The sequence below is a fragment of the Colwellia sp. BRX10-4 genome (assembly GCF_014077465.1).
In the GTDB taxonomy this organism is placed as follows: domain Bacteria; phylum Pseudomonadota; class Gammaproteobacteria; order Enterobacterales; family Alteromonadaceae; genus Colwellia_A.
This window is the reverse complement of the sequence record NZ_JACGVZ010000032.1, coordinates 13,206-39,663: the sequence shown is the minus strand read 5'-3', so window position 1 is coordinate 39,663 and position 26,458 is coordinate 13,206. Positions and strand designations below refer to the sequence as shown.

The window sequence follows — 26,458 nt, the reverse complement described above, 5'->3', positions numbered from 1 at the left end:
TAAGAATTGAGGATTGAGTATGAATGATGCAAAAGTAGTTGTTGCCCTAGATTTCGATAAAAAAGCGGATGCACTTGCATTTGTTGAGAAGATCCAACCAAAGGATTGTCGCTTAAAAGTGGGAAAAGAAATGTTTACTCATTTTGGACCTGCGTTTGTTAAAGAATTGACGGGCCGTGGCTTCGATGTTTTTTTAGATTTAAAGTTCCACGATATTCCTAACACCGTAGCAAAAGCGGTAACTGCTGCAGCAGAAATGGGGGTATGGATGGTTAATGTTCATGCCAGTGGCGGACGTGAAATGATGGTTAAAGCTAAACAGGCATTAGAAAAATACGGTGATAACGGCCCATTACTTATTGCTGTCACTGTTTTAACCAGTATGAGTGAAGAAGACTTATTTGGCTTAGGTATTACACGAACGCCAGCCGAGCAAGTGATGCTGCTAGCAAAGTTGACAAAAGAAGCTGGCCTTGATGGTGTTGTTTGTTCAGCACAGGAAGCACAAAGCCTGAAAAGCGCTTTAGGTAAAGATTTTAAGCTTATCACGCCAGGTATTAGACCTGCTGGTACCGTCAGTGACGATCAAAAACGTATTATGACGCCAGAGCAGGCAATGGCCGTTGGCGTTGATTATTTAGTTATTGGCAGACCCATTACTCAAGCTGAAAACCCACAGCAAGTTTTGCAGTCGATTAATTTATCGCTTAATTAAGGTCAATCAGTATAATTTTATTAATGGCTATAAATTGACAAAGGTAAAATTTTATCCTAAACCTATTGACGTCTTGTTAATAATAAATTGACAGTTTATTGTTTGTGAGGCGCAATGGAATTTACAATAAAAGGATATAATCATGATTAATCTTTCAAAAATCTTACTTATTTGTCTCACCTTTACATTTTCTTCATTAAGCTTTGCTGACAATGTCGGCGGTAATGAGCCCAATGCCAATATGAATCAAGTTGACGAGCGTATTGATATAAACCATGCTGATATGAAGACCTTATCCTTATTAAAAGGCATAGGCATGAAAAAAGCAGCAGCTATTGTCAAATATCGAAATGAAAATGGTAGGTTTATCTCGGTCGAAGACTTGTTGAATGTTACAGGTATTGGCGAGAAAATATTAGCGTTAAATAAGTCAAAATTAACGATATAGTATTCCTTGAAAATAGAAAAAGGCTAAACAACTCAATTGTTTAGCCTTTTCAATTTTGCTTTTAAGTAAAATATAGAATTATTGACGCGATGTTAATTTTTTCTTGTGCAGAATAAACATCAGTATGCTGACATTTAATAGCCCAAACATCTTTATAGCCTAAACAGCTTAACTTTTTAGCCTTTTCAATTTTACTTACGAGTAAAGTACAGGGTTATTGGCGCGATGTTAATTTTTCTTGTGCAGAATAAACATCAGTATGCTGACATATAATAGCCCAAACATCTTTATAGCCTAAACGGCTTAATTGTTCAGCAGCAAGACTCGCCAGGCCGCCAGTTGCACAATGAAGATATACGCTGGTTTTTATCAGTAGTGCAGTTACCAATATTCATTTCTAAAACACCACGCGGAATATTAACTGAATTTATCACTGGGCTTGTAGCGACTTCTTGCGCTTCACGTACGTCAATAAATAGGCTTTTCTCTTTTTGTTCACTTAGATAAGCATCATGAGCCGATGTGGTTTGTATGTTTTTTCTAATTTCAGCTATCAGTGTCGATATAGTTTTCAACATTTATAGAGGTCTTAATATTTAATGATTAAAAAGAGTCAATAATGTTTCTCTGCTAAAGATATATTAGGTTGTGCTAATATAGCTGTCAATAATGTAATGTTTGAATGCCAGTTTGCATGAATTTATAAATTTTAGACATAAAAAAAGAGCCGAAGCTCTTTTAAATAAGAATGTAAAAATTAAATTTTAGGAATTCTTATTTTCTTTTCTGGTGACTGACGATAAATAATTAATGTTTTACCAATTACTTGAACTTTAATTGACGCTGTTTCACGGCAAATAGCTTCAACAATTAATGCTTTACTGACACGATCATCGGTTGGGATTTTAATTTTAATTAATTCATGATGATTTAATGAATAATCAATTTCGGCAACTACTGCCTCTGTTAAGCCGTTGTTACCCAATAAAACCACTGGTTTCAATGGGTGAGCAAGACCTTTTAAATACTGTATTTGTTTTTTATTTAGGCTCATTAACAATTTTCGTTACAAGTTAGCTTGAATTAATACTATTTTACCTCCATCTAGTCTGTAATACTAATAAAACGTTAAATCGTTTTGCATTATTAACAAATTAATTAAGTTAAATTAATGAGTAAAAAGAAATTAAGTAATAGTAGTACCCGTTGGATGCAAGAACACTTTGATGATGAGTATGTAAAAAAAGCTCAGAAACTCGGTGTGCGTTCTAGAGCATACTTTAAAATTGAAGAAATAAACGTTAAAGATAAGCTGATTAAAAAAGGTATGAAAGTGGTCGACCTAGGTGCTGCACCAGGAGGTTGGTCAGAATATGCGGTCAAAGCCGTTGGAGGTGGTGGGCAAGTTATTGCTTGTGATATCCTGGCAATGGACCCTATTGCTGGTGTTGACTTTTTACAAGGCGACTTCAGAGAAGAACCGGTCCTTAATGCATTACTAAACCGTATTGGTGGCAAAGATATCGACGTTGTTATGTCTGACATGGCAGCTAATTTTACCGGTAATGACGGTGCTGATGCCGCAAGAAGTATGTATCTTGTTGAATTAGCACTAGACATGTGTAATCAGGTCTTAAAGAAAAATGGCGCGTTTGTTGTTAAAGTCTTTCAAGGAGCGGGATTTGAGCAATTTATGCAAGATTTAAGAGGAGTATTTAAAACAGTAAAAACCCGTAAACCAGATTCGTCACGTGCACGTTCACGCGAAGTATATTTGGTTGCTACCGGATTTAAATAGCTCCGAGCGTTAAATTATAGTAAATTACGACTCATCAACTTAAAAGTTTAGGTTGATTTCAGAACTAGCCGTTTATCTGTGCTAGTTAACGGTTAAGTAAAAGTTCATTCAAAGTACAAGAGGTCATTAAGTTGAGCGATATGGCAAAAAATCTTATTTTATGGTTGGTAATAGCGGTTGTTTTAATGTCGGTATTCCAAGGATTCACTCCGAGCACCACTACTGAACAACAAGTTGATTACACGCGTTTCATTAAAGATGTCCGTCAAGGACAGATTCGTGACGCAAATGTTGATCGTAATGGTGTTATCAAAGGCACAAAACGTAGTGGTGAAGCCTTTGTAACTGTTATTCCTGGTGGTTTCGATCGTGATTTAATTAACGACTTAGTTAAACAAGGTGTTAATGCTTCTGGTGAATTGCCAGAAGAAACTAGCTTTTTAACCACTATTTTTATCTCTTGGTTCCCAATGATTTTGTTGATAGGTGTGTGGATTTTCTTCATGCGTCAGATGCAAGGCGGTGGTGGAAAAGGGGCGATGTCTTTTGGTAAGTCTAAAGCGAAGCTTTTAAGTGAAGATCAGATAAAAACAACTTTTGCTGATGTTGCTGGTTGCGACGAAGCGAAAGAAGAAGTATCTGAGCTTGTTGATTACTTAAAAGAGCCAACTAAATTTCAGAAACTTGGTGGCCGTATTCCTTCAGGTGTCTTACTCGTAGGACAACCAGGTACAGGTAAAACCTTACTGGCAAAAGCTATTGCTGGTGAAGCTAAAGTACCATTCTTCACTATATCAGGTTCTGACTTTGTTGAAATGTTTGTTGGTGTTGGTGCATCTCGTGTGCGAGACATGTTTGAGCAAGCTAAAAAATCAGCCCCTTGTATCATTTTTATCGATGAAATTGATGCGGTAGGTCGCCAACGTGGCGCAGGTATGGGTGGTGGACACGACGAGCGTGAACAAACACTTAACCAAATGTTAGTTGAAATGGATGGTTTTGAAGGTAATGAAGGCGTTATCGTAATTGCCGCAACTAACCGTCCAGATGTTTTAGATCCGGCATTACTTCGTCCAGGTCGTTTTGACCGTCAAGTAACGGTTGGTCTACCTGATATTCGTGGTCGCGAACAAATTCTTAAAGTGCATATGCGCAAAGTACCTTTGGGTGACGATGTTAAAGCATCAGTTATTGCACGTGGTACACCGGGCATGTCGGGTGCAGATTTAGCTAACTTAGTTAATGAAGCCGCATTATTCGCTGCACGTTCGGCTCGCCGCACTGTATCGATGGATGAATTTGAAAAAGCGAAAGACAAAATATTAATGGGTGCTGAACGTCGTTCGATGGTTATGAGCGAAGAAGAAAAAGCGATGACAGCTTATCATGAAGCAGGGCATGCGATCGTTGGGCGTTTAGTGCCAGATCATGACCCTGTTTACAAGGTGAGTATTATTCCTCGTGGCCGCGCTTTAGGTGTCACTATGTATTTACCAGAACAAGACAGATTCAGTCATAGTAAACAGCATTTAGAAAGTAATATTTCGTCACTTTACGGTGGTCGTATTGCTGAAGAAATGATTTACGGTTTTGAGAAAGTTTCTACCGGTGCATCTAACGATATTGAACGTGCGACTCAACTTGCTCGTAAAATGGTTACTCAGTGGGGCTTTTCACAAAAATTGGGTCCAATGTTATTTGCCGAAGAGGAAGGTGAAGTGTTTTTAGGTCGTTCATCATCTAAATCGTTGAACATGTCTGACGAAACTGCACAAGCGATTGATATTGAAATCAAAGCATTTGTTGACCGTAACTATCAACGTGCAGAAAAAATATTGAACGAGAACCGTGATATTTTAGAGACAATGAAAGATGCGTTAATGCATTACGAAACTATCGATGCTAGACAAATCGATGACTTGATGGAACGCAGAGAAGTTCGTCCGCCAATGGCTGAGTGGGATAATCACTCTGATTCAAAGAAGCCACCTAAAGCTGATGACAACGCCTCTTCTGATACTAAAGAAGATAAAGCTGAGAAAAAAGAAGTAGCGCCAGATCTAGATAAACCTAGTGACGCCTCTGCTGATTAATAGCCTTTAAATATAGCCTCGATTAACGAGGCTTTATTTTATAAAAGCTAATTTACTTTGTTGACAGTAAATTGTTTTTTATAAAATAAATTTCTATACAGAATAATCACAAAGAGCATAAGTTTTGTTGAAAAATCTACCTTGTGGTACACATTTCCTTAATATTGAAACCCCGCAGGTGATGGGGATTTTAAATGTAACCCCAGACTCATTTTCTGATGGCGGACAATTCTCTCGTATTGACTCTGCATTAAGACAAGCCGAACAAATGATAGCCGATGGCGCCACCATTATTGATATCGGGGGCGAATCAACCCGTCCAGGCGCAAAAGAAGTTTCTGTTAAAGATGAGTTAGCGCGTGTTATTCCCGTATTAAAAGCCATTAATGCACGTTTTAATATCATTGTCTCTATTGATACCAGTAAAGCCGCGGTGATGTCTGAGGGCATCACCTATGGGGCAGGTATCATCAATGATGTTCGAGCTCTGCAAAATGAAGGTTGCTTAACGGCATTAGCACAAGACCAAGGTGTTGGTATTTGTTTAATGCATATGCAAGGTTTACCTCGAACCATGCAGCACAATCCTCACTACGTTAATTTAATAGACGACATTACCATTTTCTTTCAGGAAAGAATTTTAGCCTGTACACAAGCGGGTATTAATCGTTCTCGTCTTATTTTAGACCCTGGCTTTGGTTTTGGTAAATCGTTAGAACAAAATTATAGTTTATTGGCGAATATGGCTAAATTTCAATGCCTAGATTTGCCGATATTGGCAGGACTGTCGAGAAAGTCGATGATCGGTAATCTTCTTAATCGAGAGATTAATGAACGCCTAGCGGGTAGCTTAGCAACAGCTATTATAGCCGCTCAGCAAGGGGCAAGAATTATTCGTGTTCACGATGTAAAAGAAACAGTCGATGCTTTAAAGGTTTTACAAGCTACCACCATAAATAGATAACTCAACATTAAATATACTAAAAAAGTAAATATAAAGGACAAATAAAATGTCAGAAAGAAGATATTTTGGAACCGATGGCATAAGAGGCCTAGTAGGACAATACCCAATCACTGCTGAGTTTGTGATGAAATTAGGTTATGCCGCTGGCCGCGTACTAGCTGCCCAAGGCACGAAAAAAGTACTTATCGGTAAAGATACCCGAATTTCAGGCTACATGCTTGAGTCAGCCCTAGAAGCTGGTTTTTCTGCTGCGGGAATCGATATTGGCTTATTGGGACCCATGCCGACGCCAGGGATTGCTTACCTTACTAAAACTTTTCGCGCTGAAGCGGGTATCGTTATTAGTGCATCACATAATCCATTTTATGACAACGGCATTAAGTTTTTCTCACAAAATGGTGAGAAGTTACCCGATGATGTCGAACTGGCTATTGAAGCACAATTAGATAAAGAAATGGGCTGTGTTGAATCGGCTAAATTAGGTAAAGCAACGCGAATTGAAGACGCTGCTGGGCGCTATATTGAGTTTTGTAAAAGTAATTTTCCTAGCCAATATTCTTTAAAAGATTATAAAATTGTTGTTGATTGCGCGCACGGTGCAACTTACCACATCGCACCTAACGTGTTTCGTGAATTAGGTGCACAAGTGATTGAAATCGGTACGTCGCCAAATGGTACCAATATTAACGACCAATGTGGTGCAACATCAATGGACGCTATCAGTAAGGCTGTTGTTGAACATCAGGCTGATTTAGGTATTGCACTAGATGGTGATGGCGACCGCTTGATGATGGTTGACCACACTGGTTATGTACTTGATGGTGATGAGTGTGTCTACGTTATAGCTTCAAACGATTTACAAAGTGGCGTTATTAGTGGTGGTGTTGTTGGCACACTGATGAGTAATATGGGCCTTGAAATTGCGCTTGCGGATATGGGTATACCTTTTGCTCGCAGCAAAGTAGGCGATCGATATGTTACCGAAATGCTCAACAAAAAAGGTTGGCAGTTGGGCGCTGAAAATTCTGGCCATGTGATTAATTTAAAAAACACCTCTACGGGTGATGGTATTATCGCCGCGTTAAATGTATTAACTGCTGTTTGCAGTGGTGATAAAACCTTGCACGAACTCCGCCAAGGGATGACTAAATTACCACAAGTGTTAGTTAATGTTAGGTTTACAGGTGACAATGACCCGTTAACGGCTCAGAATGTCGTCGCTGCTGTACATACGGTCAATGAACAACTTTCAGGGCGTGGTCGCGTGTTATTACGTAAATCAGGTACTGAGCCTTTAATACGGGTTATGGTTGAAGGACCAGAATTAACAGAAGTTACCGAGCTAGCAAATATCATTGCTGATGCTGTCAAAGCCGCTTGCTAACAAAATAGACGTCAGACGGTTGAATAATAAGCAAATGAACAAGATATTAAGTTAAACACTTGTATCTTGTTCGTAGGTTAGTTAGTATCTCGCCGCTTTAATTAGGAAAGATAAATGAAAAGACAAGCAATAGTAGCTGCAAACTGGAAAATGAATGGAAGTTTGTCGCTGATAAAAGAAATGATTTCAGGATTAAATAGTGTCAAGCTAGCTGAAAATGTCGACGTTGTTGTTTGTCCTCCTGCTCCTTTTCTATCAGCATTTAGAATAAGTGCTAAAAGTGACAATTTACAAGCAAACATCCACTTAGGTGCGCAAAATGTAAGCGAGCATCAAAGTGGAGCATATACTGGTGAAATATCCACAGATATGCTCAAGGAAGTTTCTGTAAATTATGTTATTGTAGGGCATTCTGAACGAAGATGCATTTACAAAGAAACAAGTACACAAGTTGCTCATAAAGTTAAAGCTACTTTGGATGCTGGTTTAACACCTATATTGTGTATTGGTGAATGTGAAGATGAACGAGCTGCTGAACAAACAGAGATAGTACTCGCTTCACAATTACAGCCAGTAATTGACGAAATAGGTATAGAAAAATTTACAGATGTTGTTATTGCTTACGAGCCTGTTTGGGCTATTGGTACTGGCAAAACAGCATCTCCAGAAATGGCACAAGCAACACACTTATTTATTCGTCAATTTTTAGCTAACGCTGATGATACTATCGCGAATAAAGTGCCATTATTATACGGTGGTAGCGTAAATGCTGCTAACTGTGAAGAATTATTTGCACAAACTGATATTGACGGTGGTCTTATTGGTGGTGCTAGTTTAAAAGTCGACGAATTCAAAATAATTTGCTCGTCAGCCAAAGGATCTTAAAATGTTGTATCAATCGTTAATTATCGCTTATTTAATTGTTTCAATTTGTTTAATTGGTTTAGTTTTAATCCAACAAGGTAAAGGCGCAGATATGGGCGCATCTTTTGGTGCCGGCTCTTCAGCAACAATATTCGGTTCAAGTGGCTCAGGTAATTTTTTAACTAAAGCGACTACATGGTTAGCTATTGCGTTCTTTGTTATCAGCTTAGTGTTAGGTAACTTAACGGCAAATAGAATTAAATCTACCGATGAGTGGAACAACTTAAACACTCCTGTAGAGCGAACTATACCAGGTGATGAATCAATCCCTAGCGAAAGTGTAGAGCCAGGTCAGTCATCAGGGAATAGCGATATTCCTGCAGCGACTAAAAAAGCGAATGATAACGACATTCCAAAGTAAAGTTTTAAAAATGCAGATGTGGCGGAATTGGTAGACGCGCCACCTTGAGGGGGTGGTGACTTAGGTCGTGAGAGTTCGAGTCTCTCCATCTGCACCAATACTATAGAAGAGGCTTACAGTAATGTAAGCCTTTTTTATTGCGTTAAATAACTGAATTACTAGACGCGTTAATTTGAAGGGGTGGTGACTTAGGTTGAGAATAATATCTATGTCTGTTGTCTGTTATCAGCCCTCTGAGAATATTAACTTTTCCTTAAAGTTCTTTCTGTACTTTTACCTGAGTTAAACGCATAAGTCTGTCAATATTTAGTAAACTTGTTACAATGCTATTTTTAAATTTAAGCAGACTATGAATATAAGTAATGATCCACTCCACGGCGTTAAACTTGAACAGATCTTAACCGAACTAGAGAAAAAAATTGGTTGGGATAAAATGGGTGAGTTACTTAATATTCGTTGTTTTACCAATAAACCGCGCCTTAAATCAAGTTTGAAATTTCTGCGTACAACCCCTTGGGCACGCAGTAGAGTTGAAATTTTATATTTAAAAACATTTTGTAGTAAGCATAAAGAAACGGGGAAATTAATAAGGGGGATACTCGCCCAAAATATAGCAGTAGCAGAAAAGGGTTCAACCAAGCCCGCTCCTTTCGTTTGGCCAACATAGAAAAAAAGACTTATGCGACTCTAAGATATTATATTTTAACAGGATACTCAGTCTTAACTATTTTAACAGGACACTCGGCCTACATTGATAATCCTTACCGATGCACTTCACTGATATAACTAAGCGACATAATTACATGTGAATTATGGCTACGCCAAGGAAACAGCAAATCAGTTTAGTAGACACCCCTTATTATCATTGTGTTGCGCGTTGTGTGCGACGCGTTTTTCTATGTGGCGAAGATGTCTTGTCTGGACAAAGCTTTGAACACCGCAGAGGTTGGGTGGAAGGTAGGTTACACTTTCTTATCGACGTCTTTGCGATTGACGTCTGTGCCTATGCCGTAATGAGTAATCATTATCATGTTGTGCTATTTATTGATGAGGAAAAAGCAAAGCAATGGAGCATGAGTGAAGTGCTTGAGCGTTGGCACCGCTTACACAAAGGCACATTACTCACACAGCAGTACTGTCGTGGTCAAGAATTAGCAAAACCGTTACTGGATATCGTTAAAGTAACGTCTGAGGTCTATTGAAAGAGGCTGATGAAAATCAGTTGGTACATGGGCTATATTAATGAAGGTATTGCTAGATCTGCTAATCAAGAAGACAACTGTACCGGTCGATTTTGGGAAGGACGATTTAAATCTCAAGCTTTATTAGATGAAGCAGCGCTTTTTGCTTGTATGGCCTATGTTGATTTAAATCCCATTCGCGCCAATATAGCCAAAACGCCCGAAAGCTCAACGCACACCAGCATCAAGCTACGCTGCGAGCAGGAAAAAAAAGTCAACAACCCAATGCACTACTCCCTTTTGTTGGTCACCCAGGAAAAAAAATGGTTAAGGGCCTAGCATTTGAGCTTACCGATTACCTACAATTAATTGAGTTAACCGGACGTTGTATCAGAGAAGATAAAAACGGTTTCATAGAAGACGGCCAGCCCAATATACTCAGTCGATTAAATACATCAGCCAAAAACTGGTTAATCATTACCACCCAATTTAGCAAGCAGTTTCATGGTGCGGTTGGCCACGAAGATGCCTTAAGTGTTTACTGCGAACATCAACAGTTAAAGTGATGATAAAACTTAAGTCATTGCAATAAACTCTTTGCTTAAATTAACTAAATTAACGACACTCATTCAAAAATTTTATAAATTTAACCAGTCTGTCTTGGAGGATGATACTTGCTCATAACTGAGTATTTTAGGTTGTTAATTGACTGAAAATGAGTTTTAGCACCATAGTATCTTATCAAAAGCCTTTTTTAATGATAACGACTAACAGTATATTGAAATATCGATGTGATGTTGTTAAATTTGAATTAAATTGAGTGTCTGCTTAAGTCAATATACCTGAAGATTAATATTATATGGTTTTGACAACGTTCTTTTAAGATTATTGCACTTTGGTGTGTTAGCGCCATAGAGTATATATGCTAACGTCAGCCATATTTTAAAATAGCTGACAATATAAATAGGATGGTACTTGCAAGAATGGTTTGAGCCTTAGTAAAGTCTGTTGAAAGGTCGTCTAAAGTTGATACCGGTAATAGTTTATTAGCGACTTCTTTTAAGGTACTAAAGGCGAGGGCCGAGTTCGTACCCATATGTTAAATACCGAGATTATAAAGACAATAACTACTTAAACCCGACAATATCTTTATTTATGTCGCCATAACTTTAATTTTTCAAGCACCAACATTGGCTCGATTGGTTTGGTTAAATAATCATCCATACCCGCTTCTATACATTTTTCTTTGTCACCTTGCATCGCATTAGCTGTCATTGCAATGATAGGTATTGCGGTGTTTTCTCCTCCAGCATCACCTGCTCTTATTCTCCTTGTTGCTTCATAACCGTCCATTTCTGGCATTTGGCAATCCATTATCACAACCGTATAGGGTTTAATAACAGTCGCTTCTTTTAATCTATTTAAGGCGTCAACACCATTAGTCGCTAAATCTGTGGTTAAGCCGATTTTTTTTAAGACAGCTAGCGCTACCATTTGGTTTACCTGGTTATCTTCAACAAGAAGCACATGCATTTCTCTAGGCCAGTGACCTTCCATTTCACCAATATTAGGCTTTTTTATTGCTGCTAGGTCGATATTGTTATGCGCCGCTATTAATGTATCAGTAGTATTTTTAATAACCGCTAAAGCATTAAATAAATTGCGGGTTGTTGCTGGTTTTGGAAAATAGGCACTACTACCCATGTCTGCAAAGTATTTAGCGTCGTGCTTTTCATCGATTGACGTCATCATCACTAGTGCCATTGGGTCATAGCTTTTATTCGCTCGAATTATTTTAGCTAATGCTTCTCCATTCATTGATGGCATTTCCATGTCCACTAATGCTAGATCAAATATCGTTGAATTTGATGAATAAAAACATTCATCGCAAAGAAATAAAGCTTCTTTAGCACTTTCAGCTTCAGTGACGTTTATCCCCCAGCACTCTAATTGCCTGCGCAACACCTCACGGCTAGTTTTATTATCATCGACAATTAAAATATTTAACCTTAGGCCTTCTATCGGTGGCACTACGCAGGTCGACAATTCACTTTCTTGTACTAGACATGATACTTTAAAACAGCTGCCATGGCCTATATTACTGGATACCGTTACATCACCATTGAGTAGCTTACATAGTTTTTTTGTTATACTTAATCCTAACCCGGTCCCGCCATATTTTCTGGTTGTGGAAGCGTCAACTTGGCTAAACGAGCCAAACAGTAAAAATATTTTTTCTGCTGGAATACCTATGCCGGTATCTTCAATTTCACAACTAAATATAAAGTGATGATCTTTTTGGGCAGGTTCGAGTTTAGCTTTAATTATTATCTGACCTTGCTCGGTAAATTTTATGGCATTACTTAAAATATTGGTGAGAATTTGTCGTATTCGTCCTGGATCTGATTTAATGAAAGAGCAGGGAATACCCGTTAAATCGAGTATTATTTCAACGCCTTTTCTTTGCGCGGCAAGTGAAATAGATTCGGCAAGCTCTCCCACTAAATTACGTAAATTAAAATCTATATACTCAAGTTCTATTTTACCCGCTTCAATCTTTGAAAGATCAAGAATATCATTAATAAGTGCCAATAAAGCGTGGGCACTGGTATCTGCTATGCCTACGTTTTGGGCTTGTTCTTTTGTTAGGTCACTATCAATGAGTAAACCCAGCATGCCTAAAATCCCGTTCATTGGTGTTCTTATTTCATGACTCATATTAGCTAAAAATTCTGATTTAAGTTGTGTTGCCTCTTCAGATTTTTTTAATGCTGCAATTAAATCCTTAGCCTGTGTCTTTAGCGAAGCTGTTTTCTCAGTTACTTGCTCTTCAAGTGTTAACACAAATTGCTTTTGTCTGTCTATTTCTGTCTGCTGCAAACGTGTTCTTAAATAAATGGTAATAAATACAACAAATAAGGTTAATAATACATATAAACTATATGCCCACCAGGTTTTCCAAGGAGGTGGTGATATATACAAGTTAATCGACAGTAATTTCTTCCCCCACTCTCCACTGTTGCTTGTCGCTTTGACGAGCAGTTTATATGTACCTCCATCTAAATTAGTAAATGAAGCAATATTTCTATTACCCACTTCAATCCAATTATCATCATAGCCTTCAAGTTTATAAGCATATTTGTTTTTGTTAGGTGAAATAAAATCTAAAACAGAGAACTCAAAAGAGAAAAAGTAGTCATGATAGGTCAGTTCAATATCAGTGACATAAGAATAAGGTTTATCAAGTTTTATTGGCTGACCCATTTTATTAAAGCCGGTTAAAACCAGGTTGAATTTGTCATTGGTTGTTTCTATATCTAAAGCGCTAAAATACTCGATGCCGCGTTGGCTACTGGTAAAAAATGTCTCATTTGCACCTTTTACTAGGCTATTAGGATAATAATTCATTCCTAATAAGCCATTATAGCTGTCAAAATTAGTCACTTTTCCTGATAAAGGGTCTAATCTTGAGATCCCCTTATTGGTCGTTAGCCATAAATGACCACTTATATCATCAGCAATTGCACGGATTAAAGAAGTAGGTAATCCATTTCTTTTACCAAAATGTTTAAAGGCTTTTTTTTCTGGAAGATATAAGTTGAGTCCTTCTTGTGTTGCAATCCAAACTTTGCCATTTCTACTTTGATGGATATCCTGTACGATATTTCCTAATAAACTATCAGATTTTTTTTTATTATTTTGAAATGAAATGAATTTTTGTTCGTCTGCTTGCCAAAGATTTACACCGTTACCGGTTCCAACCCACATATTTTGTTCACTATCTTTAAATATTTTTAAAACTTCGGGATGAGATAATCCCATAGATTCATTTAAATGAGTAAAGGTTTTAGTCGATGGGTTATAACGATAGACACCATTTTTATAAGTACCAATCCAAAGGTACCCATATTGGTCCATGTTAAGGGCTCGTAACTCTCTGAACTCTTTATGGTTTGGATCTGTTTTAGGGTAGGTTAATAACTCAACATGTTGAGTGTCTAAGTTGAATTTAGCTAAACCTTCATCTTGTGCAACCCATAAACTATTATTACCATCAAGAAATATAATGGGATTTTCTAATAGTCTATTAGCGCCATAGCCATTCTTATCACTAAAGATCGGTGCTGATAATGTGGTTAGTTTTTGTGATGATACCTGCCACTTATATAACTGCGATGACGAAGATACAATGACAAGATCACCACTAGCATCTGTGATTATTCCATTTGGCGCGGTCAGTTCAGGGCTATTAATCGATTTAAATTTACGATGTGGTACTAACTTATATATGCCGTGAGTCTCGCTAGTGACCCAGATGGTTCTAGAGCTATCTTCGAAAATTATTCTTAGACCCTTGTTATTGCCAAGGTCAAGTTGTTCAATTTGAGGGCCGGTGTTTGATTGTCGAAACAAGCCTTTGCTGGTAACAAACCAGATGTAGCCCTCTTGGTCCTCTATCATAGAATTCACTTGATCTAAATATTGATTATCAAGTGTTTTTAATCGTGTAAAAAGACCATTTTCTTTATCGAAGGAGAATGGACCTTGTTGAGTACCTAAATAAAGCTTGTCTTTTGACGTTTTTAAAATACTGCGTATTTCATTTGCGCCTGTTGGTGTTTTATTTTCTGGAGCAGGGAAAAAATGAGAAAAGGTTTGCTTAGTTTTGTCATATAAATTTAAGCCAAAGCTAGTTGCAACCCAGAGGCTATTGCTATTGTTGTTTTCAATATCCCATATTCTATTATGGGATAAACTTGATGGTGAATCATCAGTCTTTGTAATATGCTCAAAGCTATTATTACCTATATATCGACTTAGCCCTTTATCATATGATCCTAACCAAATATTGTCCTCTTGGTCATGAAACAAGGATTGAATTCGATTAGATGAAATAGAAGCAAGGCGAAGCGGATCATGAATGAAATTACTAAAGCTTCCTGTTTTTGGTTCATATAGGCTAGCGCCTCCTCCCCAAGTGCCAATCCATATATTTCCAGCGTGGTCCAACATCAGGTTTCCAGCATCATTATGCGATAAACCGTTTGAACTCATACTATCAAATTCAAATAGGGTTATTTTTCGACCATCATAGCGCATAACGCCATTTTCAGCGGTACCAAACCAAAGTAACCCTTGGTTATCCTGAATAATTGAATATATCTCAGAAGAAATAAAGCCATCTTCCTCGGTCAGCATTTTAACCGAGTATTCATTTATGAGCTTTGAAGGCGACTCATTACCATATGCTGGAGCAATCGTTCCAATAAATAGCATAACAAAGCAGATAACGTGATTAACAAGCGATAAATTATATTTCATAAATATTTAGATTATCAAATCCAAGTAAGGTCAACAAAAAGTACAAAAGATCTTATTTAATAGGTTATAACATTGCTAAAGGCGGATAAACCTAATTAAGCCAAAAGCTTAGTTTTATTTGCTCATGCACTATATAACGCCCCTGTAATGTAAGCCATAAGCTTATCGTCTAGTATGCTACTTTGGCTTTGATAGTTATATAAAATTTTTGTCAACATGTTGCGGATTAAATAACACTAAAGGCCGTTTGGGTCTTTACTTAGGTGACCCAAGTGTATTATTTTATTTTAGGAGAAAAGTTTTAGGCCCAAGGAGTATTCACTTTTATGTACTAAACGTTAACGGTGAGACTTTATTAATACAATGCTATTTATAACACTAAGATCTACAGTGCATATTATTGATAATCATGTGTTAATGTAGTTTTTAAAGACAAATTAACTACCTTTTATGACTGATGTAAATAACGTAATATTATAGTGAGTCGTCATATGGAAAATAAATTACAGAAATCAGTGCTTGTTTTACCAGTCATTACCATTAATCTCCTCGCTTTGTCTGAAACTACCGTTAATAAATATGATCCATAGCGGGTGCTTTTTGTATTATTGTCAACATCTAGTATTTACTTAATTAATCGTTAAATCTATCACATATCGTTTTTAATAAAGGGAGACGATAGCATTAGTTTTGAGGTGTTTTTTGTTGGAAATTAAAGTAAATTTATCTGTACTATATTTAACGAAGTCACATTTTACCTCCTCATAAAAACAGCAAGAATCTCACGAGATTAAACATTAAATTGTAGTTGGGCACGCTAAGGAATTGAGTGGTGATAAGGTAATTATTGACTCAAAATAGAAAGCAACATAATATTTATTTCATTCAATAATCGTGAATAACCTTTATTAGGTTCTGCTTACAGTGATTGGTTGTGAAGAACATCGTTGTAAATTATCAATATCTGCTATTGTGAGGATAATATTTTTTAGCGATGATAGTCGCAAACCCAAACACAATAACTGTCAGTTTTGATTTCTTAGATTAATCTTATCGATTGATTTTATTGGAAATTTTTATCTCTCTTTATAATATTTTAGCAAGGAACCCCTATGATTTCGATCAACCTTAATGGCCGCGAACAATTATTTGATGTCGAAGACGATATGCCTTTGCTTTGGTTGATCCGCGAAGAAGCAGGTCTTCGCGGCACTAAGTTTGGCTGTGGCATAGCACAATGTGGTGCTTGCACGGTACACGTTGACAATCAGGCCGTTCGCTCTTGTATGTATCCGGCGATTGCAGCTCAAGGTAAGCAAGTGAATACGGTTGAAACTCTCGGTTCAAAAGAGGCTCCGCACGCTTTACAGGCTGCTTGGATTAAACACCAAGTTCCTCAGTGTGGTTATTGTCAGTCAGGCATGATGATGGCAGCAGCTGCATTACTAGCGAGTACTCCTAATCCAACTTCTGACGATATCGATACAGCAATGACCAATATCTGTCGTTGCGGAACTTACAGCCGAGTTAAAGCTGCCATTCTTGATGTAGCAAAGGAGATGTCTTTATGAGTATTACTCGTCGGATGTTCGTTTTTGGTGGTGCTGCGATTGGCGGCGGATTAGCGTTAGGGGTTATAGGTTTAGGGACACATTTGGCCATGCATGATCGCCTTGGTGTGCAGCGAGATGGCAACACCAAAGACACCTTGCTCAACTTGTGGCTTCGTATCAACAAAGACAATACCGTTACGCTACTTTCTCCGCATACCGAACTAGGTCAAGGCGCCGGTACTGGTTTAACCCAAATAGTGGCTGATGAACTTGACTTGGATTGGCAGCAAATCAAACTAGAGCTTGCGCCTGCGACCACTGCATTTTCCAATGGTGGCGTTTTTGAAGGCTTCGTTAGTGAAATGATCGGTAAGCCACCAGCCTGGGCAGAGCATATTGCTAGTAATGCTTTCAACCGTCTAGCAGATTTACTGAATATGCAAATGACAGGGGGGAGCGCCTCTATTCGTTTTACTGGCTGGCAAGTTATGCGTGAAGCAGCCGCAGCTGCACGTCAAATGCTGATTAACGCAGCCATCGATAAATACGGCGCAAGTACTAATACTACTACCGATGCTGGATATGTTGTTGATGGCGACAACCGCTGGAGTTATGGCGAACTGGTTGAGTATGCGGCAACTTTAGACGTTCCTGAAAACTACACACTTCGTGCTAAAGGTGATCGTAAGTTTATTGGTAAGGCAATGCCTCGTCATGATTTACCGGACAAAATATTTCTTGAAACACAATACGGTATCGATCGCCATGTGGAAGGGATGCGCTATGCAGCTATTGCACACAGCGGTGTATTTGGCGCTAATGTCGCCACTATTGATAACTTAGTTGAAATTACCTCGATGCGGGGTGTACTGGGTGTTGAAAATATGGGGCTATCCGTTGCTGTTATTGCTAATAATCCTTGGCGAGCAGAGCAAGCGATAAAAGCGTTAAAAATTACGGCAGCATCCCATAAAAATAGTGATTTAAGTTCAGCAAGTATTGAAACTTTTCAACGTGAGAGTTTGCAAGGAGAATTGAGTGATGCTCACAATATTGGTGATGTAGCGTCTGTGTTAGGCGGTAGCGGTGAAACTGTTGAAGCTGAATTTTGGGTGCCTTATTTAGCACACGCTACTATGGAGCCGATGAATGCTAGCGCTTGGTTCGAAGGCGATAAGCTTCATGTTGCTGCGGGTGTACAAAATCCACTTTATGCTCGTGTCCATGCGGCAAAAGTCGCTAATATGGACGTAGAAGATGTTGTTTTTCATGCCCATTCAATGGGAGGAGGCTTTGGTCGTCGTGTCGGTTTTAGCATGAGTGAAGACAATCCAATAATGTGGATTGATGAAGTTGTCACTCTAGTAAAAAAATACAAGTTTCCTATCAAACTCACTTGGTCGCGTGAGGCAGACACGAGACAAGATGTTTATCGACCGGCAGTTCTGGCAAAATTTTCAGCACAGCTTGACGAAAACGCTAAACCACGTTATTGGCTATCGGCAAGCTATGGCAGCGAAGGTGGCGCGCCAGCTTCTATGCCACCTTATAACGTCGATAATATTAAGGTGCAGTTTGCTAATCATCCTTCTCCCGTGCCTATTGGTTTTTGGCGTAGTGTCGAAAATAGTCAACATGCATTTTTCAACGAGAGTTTTATCGATATATTGGCTAAAAAAGCACAGGTTGATCCCATTAAATATCGATTAGCATTACTCGATAATAACGACGATCATGCCAAATGCTTAAAGGAAGTGGCGCAGCTGTGCAATTGGCAATACGGTGTTAGCTCTGACGGTAAAGCGATGGGCGTTGCTGTACAAAAAAGTTTTGGCACTATGGTTGCTACCGTTGCTGAAGTTTCACTGCAAAATAACCAAGCGTGTGTTCATCGTGTTTGGATAGTGACTGACAGTGGTGTGGTGGTCAACCCAGACTCAGCAATAGCTCAAGTCGAAGGTGGCGTGCTCTTTGGATTAACGGCGGCACTTTATGGACGTTGTGATATTGAAAGTGGCGGTGTCAAACAAAGCAATTTTCATGATTACCCTATCATTAAAATGGCTGAAGCGCCTATTGTTCAAGTGAAGTTGCTTGAAAGTGCTAATGAACCCGGTGGTTTTGGTGAAGTTGGCGTACCCACTATTGCCCCAGCAGTTGCCAATGCATTGGCGGTCTTAGGTAAAAGACCAATGCGTTTACCAATTAACGCTTAATATGATAACCAAAGTATAATGACCTTAATTAAAAACCAGCGATAAGGCTGGTTTGTAATTAAGAACGACGCTTAGCAAAAATACTTAATAGAAGAACATCAATAATTAAGTGTCTGTGCTCAGTTTACTTGAGGATAAATTCACGCTTAATAATATCTGAGCTCTCGCACCTTGCCCCAAAATACCCGATAAGAAAAAGCGGTATAACTAAATATAACAGGTACCACAATGAAGGTTCCCCATAATAGAAAGCTCAAAGATTCAGGTGCTGCGGCTGTTTCCCAAATAGTCAGTTTGTTAGGTACTATGTACGGAAAAAAACTAAAGGCTAAACCAAAAAAACATAGAGTGAAGATAATCACTGCCGCGATAAAAGGTCGCCAACAGCCTTTGTCATTTACTTTAGGTAGTTGCTTTAATTGTATTAGGCTAAAAATAAATAACCCAAAGCAAATAGTCGGTAACGTTAATATCAGTAAAGTGTTTGGCCAAGTAAACCATTTTTCATAGACACCTGGATTAATTAACGGATTAACAAAGGAGACAGCTATAATACCAAGGAAACAAATTAGTCCTGATTTTTTCGCCCAAGCTACCGCTTGTATTTGCAGTTCACCTTCAGTTTTCATAATTAACCAACAAGCACCTATATAGCTATAAGCGGCCGCAACACCAAAGGCACTCAGTAAACTAAAACAATAAGCGGCTACAGTGTTTTCAAAGCCCATAACATACATACCTAACATGTAACCTTGGCTTAAAGCAGCGAGTAACGAGCCTATTTTGAAGACTTTATTCCATGTAGGCTTATGACCAAAGGCGGCTTTAGCACGAAAATCAAAAGCAACACCACGAAGCACCAAACTAATTAATAATACCGCGGTGGGTAAATAGAGCTCTTTAAATATATAGCTGTGAGCCGCAGGAAAGGCTATCAACAATAAACCAATCGCTAAAACTAGCCAAGTTTCGTTAGCATCCCAAAAAGGACCTATTGAAGCTATCATGGTATCTGCATTGTCTGTTTGATCGAGTGGTAGCATAATGCCGACACCTAAATCATAGCCATCTAAAATGGCATAAAGTAAGATTGAAAAACCCATAAATGAGACAAAAATTAGCGCTAAGGTATTTTCTTCAAACATAACTTATCCCTCGATTATTTTACTAGGTGTGTGAATAACAGATTTTACTTGTTCATCGATACTGAATTCTTCAAGTTCAATCGCTCGTCCTGCCATCGTAAATAGGGTGTGTAGGTAGGCAACCATAATGACAACATATAAAGTCAAATAAAGTGTAAGTGTTATTCCTACATTTGCTGGCGCTATATCTGTCGCTGCATCTTTTACCGTTAAAATCCCTGTCACTAGCCAAGGTTGACGACCAATCTCAGTGACATACCAGCCCGCTAATGTGGCGGCCCAACCCGAGAAGCTCATCGCAACCAGCACTTTTAATAGCCAAGGGGGCAATTGTTTTTTACGCCACAATTGAAAACGACTAAACCAAGCGACAATAAACATGAATAGGCCTAAAGCTACCATGATTCTAAAAGCAAAGAACACCGGCGCAACAGGGGGATGGTTACCTTCAAATTCGTTTAGCCCCTTTATTTCGCCATCAAAATCGTGTGTTAAAATAAAGCTGGCCATTTTAGGAACGGCTATTTCAAAATGATTGGTTTTTTGCTCTTCATCAGGAAGTGCAAATAACAACAGTGGTGCGCCTTTTTCGGTATGCCAGATACCTTCCATGGCGGCAATTTTTTGTGGTTGATGTTCTAAGGTATTTAAACCATGCATATCACCTAACAATATCTGTACTGGTGCCAGTACTGCAGCGACTGTTAACGCTATTTTAAGCGTTAATTGTGGCGCTTTTTTGTTATCACCCTTGAGTAAGCGATAAGCACTTATACCGGCAACTAAAAATGCCGCCGTTAAACCAGAGGCAACCAGCATATGAGACAATTTGTAAGGGAATGACGGGTTGAAAATAATAGCAAACCAGTCAACGGGAAATGCGACACCATCGCGCATCTCATGACCTTGAGGCGTTTGCATCCAAGAGTTAAGTGCTAAGATCCAAAATGACGATAAACTGGTACCAAAAGCGACAATTAACGTTGATAATGTATGTACTCGAGCCGAAACTCGATTCATACCAAATAACATAATGCCTAAAAAACCAGCCTCTAAAAAGAAAGCAGTGAGTACTTCATAACCCAATAATGGTCCCGCTATATTACCGACTGTCTCCATAAATTTTGGCCAGTTAGTGCCAAATTGAAACGACATAGTAATACCGGTAACCACGCCTATTGCGAAGGTAAGGGCAAATATTTTGACCCAAAAACGGTAGGCTCGCATCCAGATAGGATCATTGGTTTGGTCAAAGCGTAATTTGAAATAAAACAAAAACCAGCTCAGTGCGATGGTTATTGTTGGAAACAGGATATGAAAGCTAATATTAGCGGCAAACTGGATGCGTGAAAGCATTAAGGTTTCTAACATGATTTACTCCATAAACCCTAGAAAACACGAATAGTATCAACGGGTTTAACGTTTAAAGTGACAATTTTTTACAACATTAATGTGTTAGCTTCAAAAAAGTCAAAGTAACAATTTAGTTTTTATTTAAAAGTTTATCTTTTATATCAATAACTTTACTGACACCGGCGCCAAGTTTCATTAATGTATTAAGCTTTTCTGGGCTCATACTTTGTAGTTCTGCCGCCCAATGGGTAATCGTTTCAAGTAGGTCATGCATCTCATGCATTTTTTGCTGTGCATATTGTTCTTGAGGGTTAGCGGGTTCATCTAAAAGGTTATCGCGTAATAGTGACAGGGTAGGGTCAACCTCACGTTTGCGACGTTCTTCAAAGACACGTATTGCCATTTCCCAAATAGACCCAGCCGGTGAGTAATATTCTTTGCGATCTTTGGGTTTATGTTGTACTTGAACTAAGCGCCAAGACTGTAATTCTTTAATACCCATACTGACATTACCGCGAGAAATGTTGAGGGCTTCTGATATTTGTAGCGCAGTGAGTGAATCATTGTGAATAATTAATAAACCATACATTTGACCAACGGTGCGGTTAAAGCCCCAGCGACTGCCCATTTCACCACAGTGCATAACGAACGATTCAATTTTAGCTGTCATAATCATAATTAAGTATTCTGAACTTTCAGTAATTTCTGAAAGTTTAAACCTTTGTTGATTTAGATCAAGTGTTATTTTGAATATTATGGCTTTTTTTTGATTGTTAAGTGAGTCACTCAGCTCGTGATAAAGCAAGGTGTTGTTAAGTGAGGTACCGACAGAAAAATGGGGAAAGTATTAATAAAAACTAGCTTTGGTAGCGACAGAAATTTATGAATAAATGCGGCGCAAAAGCACCGCAGTTATTAACTTTTATGGTGATGTGGTTTTAATTGGTTATTTATACTTAGCTTGTAAGTAATCAAATACGGCGCGAATACCGAAAGCTTCGCCGCCAAGGGGGCGCCCTGGTAAAGCTCTGATATTAAATGCCATCACATCAAAGTGAACCCAATCAGTCTCTTTTTTTACAAACTCTTGTAGATATAATGCCGCGGTAATTGCACCACCAAAGGGTATTGCGGCGCAATTGGTCATATCAGCAATAGAGCTTTTCAGTAAATCACCGTATGGGCTATAAAGCGGCATACGCCAGACCGGATCGCTAATTTTGCTGCCCGCTTGGGTAATACCTGCAGCAACTTCATCGCTTGTTGAGAAAAACCCTGGTAATTCTGTGCCTAAAGCAACACGCATTGCGCCAGTGAGGGTTGCAAAATCAATAATTAAATCAGGCTGTTCGGTGTCAGCTTCTGTTAGAGCATCACACAATACTAAGCGACCTTCTGCATCAGTGTTGTGAATTTCAACGGTAATACCTGCGCGTGTAGTAATAACATCACCAGGTCTTATGGCATTGCTTGACACGGCATTTTCTACCGCAGGAATGAGTACTCGTAAATTAATCGGTAGGTTATGCGACATAATTAATTGAGCTAATCCGAGGACATGTGCAGATCCGCCCATATCTTTTTTCATATTACGCATACCGGCAGCGGGTTTTAAGTCGAGACCACCACTGTCAAAGCAAACGCCTTTACCCACTAACGTTACTTTTGGGTGATGGCTATTACCCCAAGTTAAGTCAATTAAACGAGGTGCATGCGCACTCGCGCGACCAACGGCATGTATGGTTGGGTAATTTTGTTCGACAAGTTCATCACCAATAATTTGCTGAACTTGGCCGTGATACCTATCAGCCAAGTTTTGCGCACAGTCACCAAGATCTATTGGCATCATATCAGCTGCTGGCGTATTGACTAAGTCACGGACTAAAGTCGTTGCCTCGGCATATTTAATGGCACTGTCGACTATGGTTTGATTATTAACGGCTAAGCAGGGAAGCGGGGCATTATTTTTGTTTTTTGTTACATAACGATCGAATTTATAGGCGCCCATTAGCCATGAAAAACAGATGGCTTGTTGCTGTTCATCTGTCGCATGTAACAAATACTGACCAGGAGGAAGTTGCTTAATTAATTCGCCACAGGCAAAGAAGTGTCTGGCATCTTCAACAACAAATACTGCTAGCGACAACTCCCCTTGAGTATTAGGTAATAACGCTAAACCTTCAGCTTTATAATTAGTATTGGCTAACCATGCTTGGTTTTGCTGGGTTTGCTCGCTTAACCAGTCGTTATAGTTATTTTTGTTGATGATAAAAAGTGATGTACCTTTATCGTCGGCACGTAGTAACTGATTCATGAATTTCCTTAGGACGAATTGATTGGTTTTTATGTCTTGCTAGATTGTAACCTAAGCAAGATTAAGTTGAAGTGCTATCGGATGTTTCTGGCCTAATTATAAAGTAATTATTGCGACCTTAGGTGTTTTGTAAATAAAATGTTGATATAAAGACCAAAAAATTGAAATTACCTATGTTATGGTAAATTAGAATTTCAACTAAAGAAAAGGAATATCTAATTGAAACATATGCTTTTTATATTAATTACGCTTATATTAAGCCAAAGTGCTTTTGCTGATAGCGGCTTTAAAATACCCCCCAAGCAACTTGCAGATCTCGTTGATGCCCCAAGGCAACCGAGTGTGATGATTTCGGCAGATAAACAATGGGTCGCGATATTAGCTCGACCTGGCGCTAAGACTATTGAAGAGCTTGCTCAGGCTGAAGAAAAACTCGCAGGATTAAGAATTAATGCTGATATCTTCGCACCTAGTCGTTCTAGTGGCTATACCGGGATTAGTCTTAAGCACGTTGATGGTGCTAAACAAATTGAGATTAAGGACTTGCCCGCAGGAAAAATAATGAGTGTTAACTTTTCACCTGACTCTCAATATTTAGCCTTTATCTTAGAAAATAAACAAGGTTTAACATTATGGACGTATAACCTCAAAACGAAAAAAACTAAGCGAGTGAGCAAGCAAACGATTAATGCTTCACTGGGCGGTACTAAGTATCGTTGGAAACATGATTCAAATGGTTTTTACACACGTTTAACTGTTGCTAACGCAAGCGATAAGCCTCTTGCGTCTAAAGCGTCTATAGAGCCGGTTATTCAAACGACCTCAGGTAAAAAAGCCGCAGTAAGAACATATTCAAATCTATTAAAAACGCCATATGATGAAGCACTTTTTGAGTTTTTAACGCGTTCTCAATTAGTTGGAATTAACTTAACCGGCAAAATAAATAAGCTGGGTAACATCAGTATGGTTAAAGATTTTAACCTTTCACCTGATGGTCAGTATTTACTGGTTTCACAAGTTAAAAAGCCTTTTTCTTATTTGGTACCTGCCAGTCGTTTCCCTATAGAAACACAAGTATGGACAGTAAAGGGGACGTTAGTGACTCAAGTCGCTGATTTAGCTTCAGGAGAAAATATTCCTAAGGGATTTGATTCGGTTAGAGAAGGCCGACGCGATATCAGTTGGCGAAGTGATGTAGCTGCCACGCTAGTTTGGGCTGAAGCTCAAGATGGCGGCAATATGAAAACTGTTGTCGATTACCATGATTTTATTTATGCATGGACCGCCCCTTTTAAAAATACTCCACAAGTATTCCAAAAAGTAGCACGTCGCTTCGATGATATAACGTGGGGGAACAATAATTTCGCGATGATCAGTGATTGGCGTTTTAGTGATCGTCAAATCAGGCAATGGAAATTCAATCCAAGTGACGCCAACGCTAAAATGGAGCTCTTTCAAGCGCGCTCTTATAATGATCGTTACAATGACCCTGGTCGTTTTGTTAAAGAACGAAACCAATTCGGTTTAGAGGTTATTAAGACTTCTGATAACGATAAGAAAGTTTATTTAACTGGCAGAGGCGCTTCTGAAGAAGGTAATATTCCTTTTTTAAATCAATATGATTTTAGAACTAAAAAGATAACAAACGTCTGGCAATCAAAAGCGCCTTACTATGAACGCGTTGTTTTATTACTCAATGACCAAGCCAGTAAAGTAATGACCTTGCGAGAGTCTATTAGCGAACAACCTAACTTTTTTGTCCGTGATTTAAGTAAAAATACTTTAACAAAGTTTACTGATTTTCCACATCCAACTCCTGCCTTTGTCGGTATTAGTAAAGAAAAGCTAAAATATAAACGCAAAGATGGTGTGGAATTAAGTGGCACACTTTATTTACCTGCCGGCTATGATAAAAGCCAAGGACCGTTACCAACTTTAATTTGGGCTTATCCCAGAGAATATAAAGACAAGGAAGTTGCTGGGCAGGTTTCTGATTCACCTTATGAATTTGTCCGGGTTAGTTATTGGGGACCGATGCCGCATTTAGCACAAGGCTTTGCTGTATTCTCTGGTGCTAAAATGCCGATTGTTGGTTTTGATGGTGAATTGCCTAATGATACTTTTAGGGAGCAATTAGTTGCAAGTGCACAAGCAGCTGTTGATGTTTTAGTTGAAAAAGGCGTTACAGATAAAGAGCGAATTGCTATTGCGGGTCATTCGTACGGTGCTTTTATGGTGGCTAATTTACTTGCCCATAGTGATTTATTTAAAGCGGGTATTGCGAGAAGTGGTGCCTATAATCGAACTTTAACCCCCTTCGGCTTTCAAGGAGAAGAGCGTAGTTTTTGGGAAGGTCAACCAGCCTATGCATCGATGTCACCGTTCTTTCATGCAGAAAAAATTAATGAGCCTATGTTGATGCTCCACGGTAAAGAAGATCCAAATTCAGGTACCTTTCCAATGCAATCAGAACGAATGTTTGCTGCACTAAAAGGACTTGGCGGTAATGCTCGCTTGGTGATGCTACCACATGAACAACACGGTTATCGAGCCAGAGAGTCGTTGCTCCATATGCTTTGGGAACAATATCAATGGTTAGACATACATGTGAAAAACCCCACTAATAGCGCTACCCCTAAATAAAATTTATCAGGCGCTTTAACTATCAAATAATCGTCTAAGTAAAA

Annotated in this window: 20 protein-coding genes, 1 tRNA gene and 1 pseudogene; 14 read left to right on the top strand and 8 right to left on the bottom strand. The window is 38.7% G+C overall.

Annotation, left to right across the window (positions count from 1 at the left end; all coding sequences use genetic code 11):
- Positions 1-19: 19 nt before the first annotated feature.
- Together pyrF and H4J67_RS17995 are read left to right on the top strand one after the other, a co-directional pair.
- Positions 20-715, top strand: coding sequence for an orotidine-5'-phosphate decarboxylase (gene pyrF / locus H4J67_RS18000; protein ID WP_182204570.1), 696 nt, complete (start codon positions 20-22; stop codon positions 713-715).
- A 142-nt stretch (positions 716-857) separates the two neighbouring features.
- Positions 858-1,163, top strand: a complete 306-nt coding sequence (locus H4J67_RS17995) for a ComEA family DNA-binding protein (protein WP_220463310.1) — start codon at positions 858-860, stop codon at positions 1,161-1,163.
- Between the two features lie 311 nt (positions 1,164-1,474).
- Here the strand turns inward: H4J67_RS17995 and H4J67_RS17990 are convergent, their stop codons facing one another.
- Positions 1,475-1,741 (bottom strand): hypothetical protein, encoded by a 267-nt coding sequence (locus tag H4J67_RS17990; protein WP_182204568.1) that lies wholly within the window; start codon positions 1,739-1,741, stop codon positions 1,475-1,477.
- A gap of 179 nt (positions 1,742-1,920) precedes the next feature.
- Entirely contained in the window at positions 1,921-2,217 is a 297-nt protein-coding gene (yhbY, locus tag H4J67_RS17985; RefSeq protein WP_182204566.1) for a ribosome assembly RNA-binding protein YhbY, read from the bottom strand.
- Positions 2,218-2,334: 117 nt separating this feature from the next.
- Between yhbY and rlmE the strand changes: the two genes are divergently transcribed.
- From rlmE to H4J67_RS17940, 9 genes and pseudogenes are all read left to right on the top strand, one after another.
- Positions 2,335-2,961: a 23S rRNA (uridine(2552)-2'-O)-methyltransferase RlmE gene (rlmE, locus tag H4J67_RS17980; RefSeq protein ID WP_182204564.1), complete on the top strand. Its 627-nt coding sequence runs from the start codon at positions 2,335-2,337 to the stop codon at positions 2,959-2,961.
- A gap of 131 nt (positions 2,962-3,092) precedes the next feature.
- Complete coding sequence (ftsH, locus tag H4J67_RS17975) at positions 3,093-5,054, top strand: ATP-dependent zinc metalloprotease FtsH (RefSeq protein ID WP_070373824.1); 1,962 nt, start codon at positions 3,093-3,095, stop codon at positions 5,052-5,054.
- A 181-nt stretch (positions 5,055-5,235) separates the two neighbouring features.
- A complete protein-coding gene (folP, locus tag H4J67_RS17970) occupies positions 5,236-6,018 on the top strand; it encodes a dihydropteroate synthase (RefSeq protein WP_182204574.1) in 783 nt (260 codons plus the stop codon).
- 46 nt (positions 6,019-6,064) lie between these two features.
- Positions 6,065-7,402, top strand: a complete 1,338-nt coding sequence (gene glmM, locus H4J67_RS17965; protein WP_070373823.1) for a phosphoglucosamine mutase — start codon at positions 6,065-6,067, stop codon at positions 7,400-7,402.
- A gap of 114 nt (positions 7,403-7,516) precedes the next feature.
- Positions 7,517-8,287, top strand: coding sequence for a triose-phosphate isomerase (gene tpiA, locus H4J67_RS17960; protein ID WP_182204563.1), 771 nt, complete (start codon positions 7,517-7,519; stop codon positions 8,285-8,287).
- Between the two features lie 4 nt (positions 8,288-8,291).
- Entirely contained in the window at positions 8,292-8,687 is a 396-nt protein-coding gene (gene secG / locus H4J67_RS17955; protein ID WP_182175647.1) for a preprotein translocase subunit SecG, read from the top strand.
- 12 nt (positions 8,688-8,699) lie between these two features.
- Positions 8,700-8,784, top strand: a tRNA-Leu gene (locus H4J67_RS17950).
- 252 nt (positions 8,785-9,036) lie between these two features.
- Positions 9,037-9,354 carry a VF530 family DNA-binding protein gene (locus tag H4J67_RS17945; protein WP_182204561.1) on the top strand — a complete coding sequence of 106 codons (318 nt, stop codon included), beginning with the start codon at positions 9,037-9,039 and terminating at the stop codon, positions 9,352-9,354.
- A 145-nt stretch (positions 9,355-9,499) separates the two neighbouring features.
- Positions 9,500-10,434 (top strand): annotated as a pseudogene (locus tag H4J67_RS17940) (transposase).
- A 365-nt stretch (positions 10,435-10,799) separates the two neighbouring features.
- Here the strand turns inward: H4J67_RS17940 and H4J67_RS17935 are convergent.
- Both H4J67_RS17935 and H4J67_RS17930 read right to left on the bottom strand, forming a co-directional pair.
- Positions 10,800-10,964, bottom strand: coding sequence for a hypothetical protein (locus tag H4J67_RS17935; protein WP_182204559.1), 165 nt, complete (start codon positions 10,962-10,964; stop codon positions 10,800-10,802).
- Between the two features lie 53 nt (positions 10,965-11,017).
- Positions 11,018-15,190, bottom strand: a complete 4,173-nt coding sequence (locus H4J67_RS17930; RefSeq protein WP_182204558.1) for a hybrid sensor histidine kinase/response regulator — start codon at positions 15,188-15,190, stop codon at positions 11,018-11,020.
- A gap of 1,112 nt (positions 15,191-16,302) precedes the next feature.
- Here H4J67_RS17930 and H4J67_RS17925 point away from each other — a divergent pair.
- Both H4J67_RS17925 and H4J67_RS17920 read left to right on the top strand, forming a co-directional pair.
- Positions 16,303-16,761 (top strand): (2Fe-2S)-binding protein, encoded by a 459-nt coding sequence (locus H4J67_RS17925; protein ID WP_182204556.1) that lies wholly within the window; start codon positions 16,303-16,305, stop codon positions 16,759-16,761.
- Entirely contained in the window at positions 16,758-18,959 is a 2,202-nt protein-coding gene (locus H4J67_RS17920) for a xanthine dehydrogenase family protein molybdopterin-binding subunit (RefSeq protein ID WP_182175600.1), read from the top strand. The genes H4J67_RS17925 and H4J67_RS17920 overlap by 4 nt, the downstream gene beginning before the upstream one ends.
- 146 nt (positions 18,960-19,105) lie before the next feature.
- Here H4J67_RS17920 and H4J67_RS17915 read toward each other — a convergent pair whose 3' ends face one another.
- From H4J67_RS17915 to H4J67_RS17900, 4 genes are all read right to left on the bottom strand, one after another.
- On the bottom strand, positions 19,106-20,104 hold the full coding sequence (locus H4J67_RS17915; RefSeq protein WP_182175601.1) for a cytochrome d ubiquinol oxidase subunit II: 999 nt from the start codon (positions 20,102-20,104) through the stop codon (positions 19,106-19,108).
- A gap of 3 nt (positions 20,105-20,107) precedes the next feature.
- Complete coding sequence (locus H4J67_RS17910; RefSeq protein ID WP_182175602.1) at positions 20,108-21,475, bottom strand: cytochrome ubiquinol oxidase subunit I; 1,368 nt, start codon at positions 21,473-21,475, stop codon at positions 20,108-20,110.
- Positions 21,476-21,587: 112 nt separating this feature from the next.
- On the bottom strand, positions 21,588-22,133 hold the full coding sequence (locus H4J67_RS17905; protein ID WP_182175603.1) for a GbsR/MarR family transcriptional regulator: 546 nt from the start codon (positions 22,131-22,133) through the stop codon (positions 21,588-21,590).
- A gap of 270 nt (positions 22,134-22,403) precedes the next feature.
- Complete coding sequence (locus H4J67_RS17900) at positions 22,404-23,771, bottom strand: M17 family metallopeptidase (RefSeq protein ID WP_182204554.1); 1,368 nt, start codon at positions 23,769-23,771, stop codon at positions 22,404-22,406.
- Between the two features lie 228 nt (positions 23,772-23,999).
- Here H4J67_RS17900 and H4J67_RS17895 point away from each other — a divergent pair, with 228 nt between their 5' ends.
- Positions 24,000-26,414: a S9 family peptidase gene (locus H4J67_RS17895; RefSeq protein WP_182204572.1), complete on the top strand. Its 2,415-nt coding sequence runs from the start codon at positions 24,000-24,002 to the stop codon at positions 26,412-26,414.
- Positions 26,415-26,458 lie beyond the last annotated feature (44 nt).

Excerpts from the sequence above, each read along its gene's own strand:
- H4J67_RS17995 (WP_220463310.1), top strand. The coding sequence starts at position 858 with ATGATTAATCTTTCAAAAATCTTACTTATTTGTCTCACCTTTACATTT.
- H4J67_RS17920 (WP_182175600.1), top strand. The coding sequence starts at position 16,758 with ATGAGTATTACTCGTCGGATGTTCGTTTTTGGTGGTGCTGCGATTGGC.
- rlmE (WP_182204564.1), top strand. The coding sequence starts at position 2,335 with ATGAGTAAAAAGAAATTAAGTAATAGTAGTACCCGTTGGATGCAAGAA.
- pyrF (WP_182204570.1), top strand. The coding sequence starts at position 20 with ATGAATGATGCAAAAGTAGTTGTTGCCCTAGATTTCGATAAAAAAGCG.
- yhbY (WP_182204566.1), bottom strand. The coding sequence starts at position 2,217 with ATGAGCCTAAATAAAAAACAAATACAGTATTTAAAAGGTCTTGCTCAC.
- H4J67_RS17905 (WP_182175603.1), bottom strand. The coding sequence starts at position 22,133 with ATGATTATGACAGCTAAAATTGAATCGTTCGTTATGCACTGTGGTGAA.
- H4J67_RS17930 (WP_182204558.1), bottom strand. The coding sequence starts at position 15,190 with ATGAAATATAATTTATCGCTTGTTAATCACGTTATCTGCTTTGTTATG.
- H4J67_RS17900 (WP_182204554.1), bottom strand. The coding sequence starts at position 23,771 with ATGAATCAGTTACTACGTGCCGACGATAAAGGTACATCACTTTTTATC.
- H4J67_RS17915 (WP_182175601.1), bottom strand. The coding sequence starts at position 20,104 with ATGTTTGAAGAAAATACCTTAGCGCTAATTTTTGTCTCATTTATGGGT.
- H4J67_RS17990 (WP_182204568.1), bottom strand. The coding sequence starts at position 1,741 with ATGTTGAAAACTATATCGACACTGATAGCTGAAATTAGAAAAAACATA.
- H4J67_RS17935 (WP_182204559.1), bottom strand. The coding sequence starts at position 10,964 with ATGGGTACGAACTCGGCCCTCGCCTTTAGTACCTTAAAAGAAGTCGCT.
- folP (WP_182204574.1), top strand. The coding sequence starts at position 5,236 with ATGGGGATTTTAAATGTAACCCCAGACTCATTTTCTGATGGCGGACAA.
- glmM (WP_070373823.1), top strand. The coding sequence starts at position 6,065 with ATGTCAGAAAGAAGATATTTTGGAACCGATGGCATAAGAGGCCTAGTA.
- H4J67_RS17895 (WP_182204572.1), top strand. The coding sequence starts at position 24,000 with ATGCTTTTTATATTAATTACGCTTATATTAAGCCAAAGTGCTTTTGCT.
- H4J67_RS17925 (WP_182204556.1), top strand. The coding sequence starts at position 16,303 with ATGATTTCGATCAACCTTAATGGCCGCGAACAATTATTTGATGTCGAA.
- H4J67_RS17910 (WP_182175602.1), bottom strand. The coding sequence starts at position 21,475 with ATGTTAGAAACCTTAATGCTTTCACGCATCCAGTTTGCCGCTAATATT.
- H4J67_RS17945 (WP_182204561.1), top strand. The coding sequence starts at position 9,037 with ATGAATATAAGTAATGATCCACTCCACGGCGTTAAACTTGAACAGATC.
- tpiA (WP_182204563.1), top strand. The coding sequence starts at position 7,517 with ATGAAAAGACAAGCAATAGTAGCTGCAAACTGGAAAATGAATGGAAGT.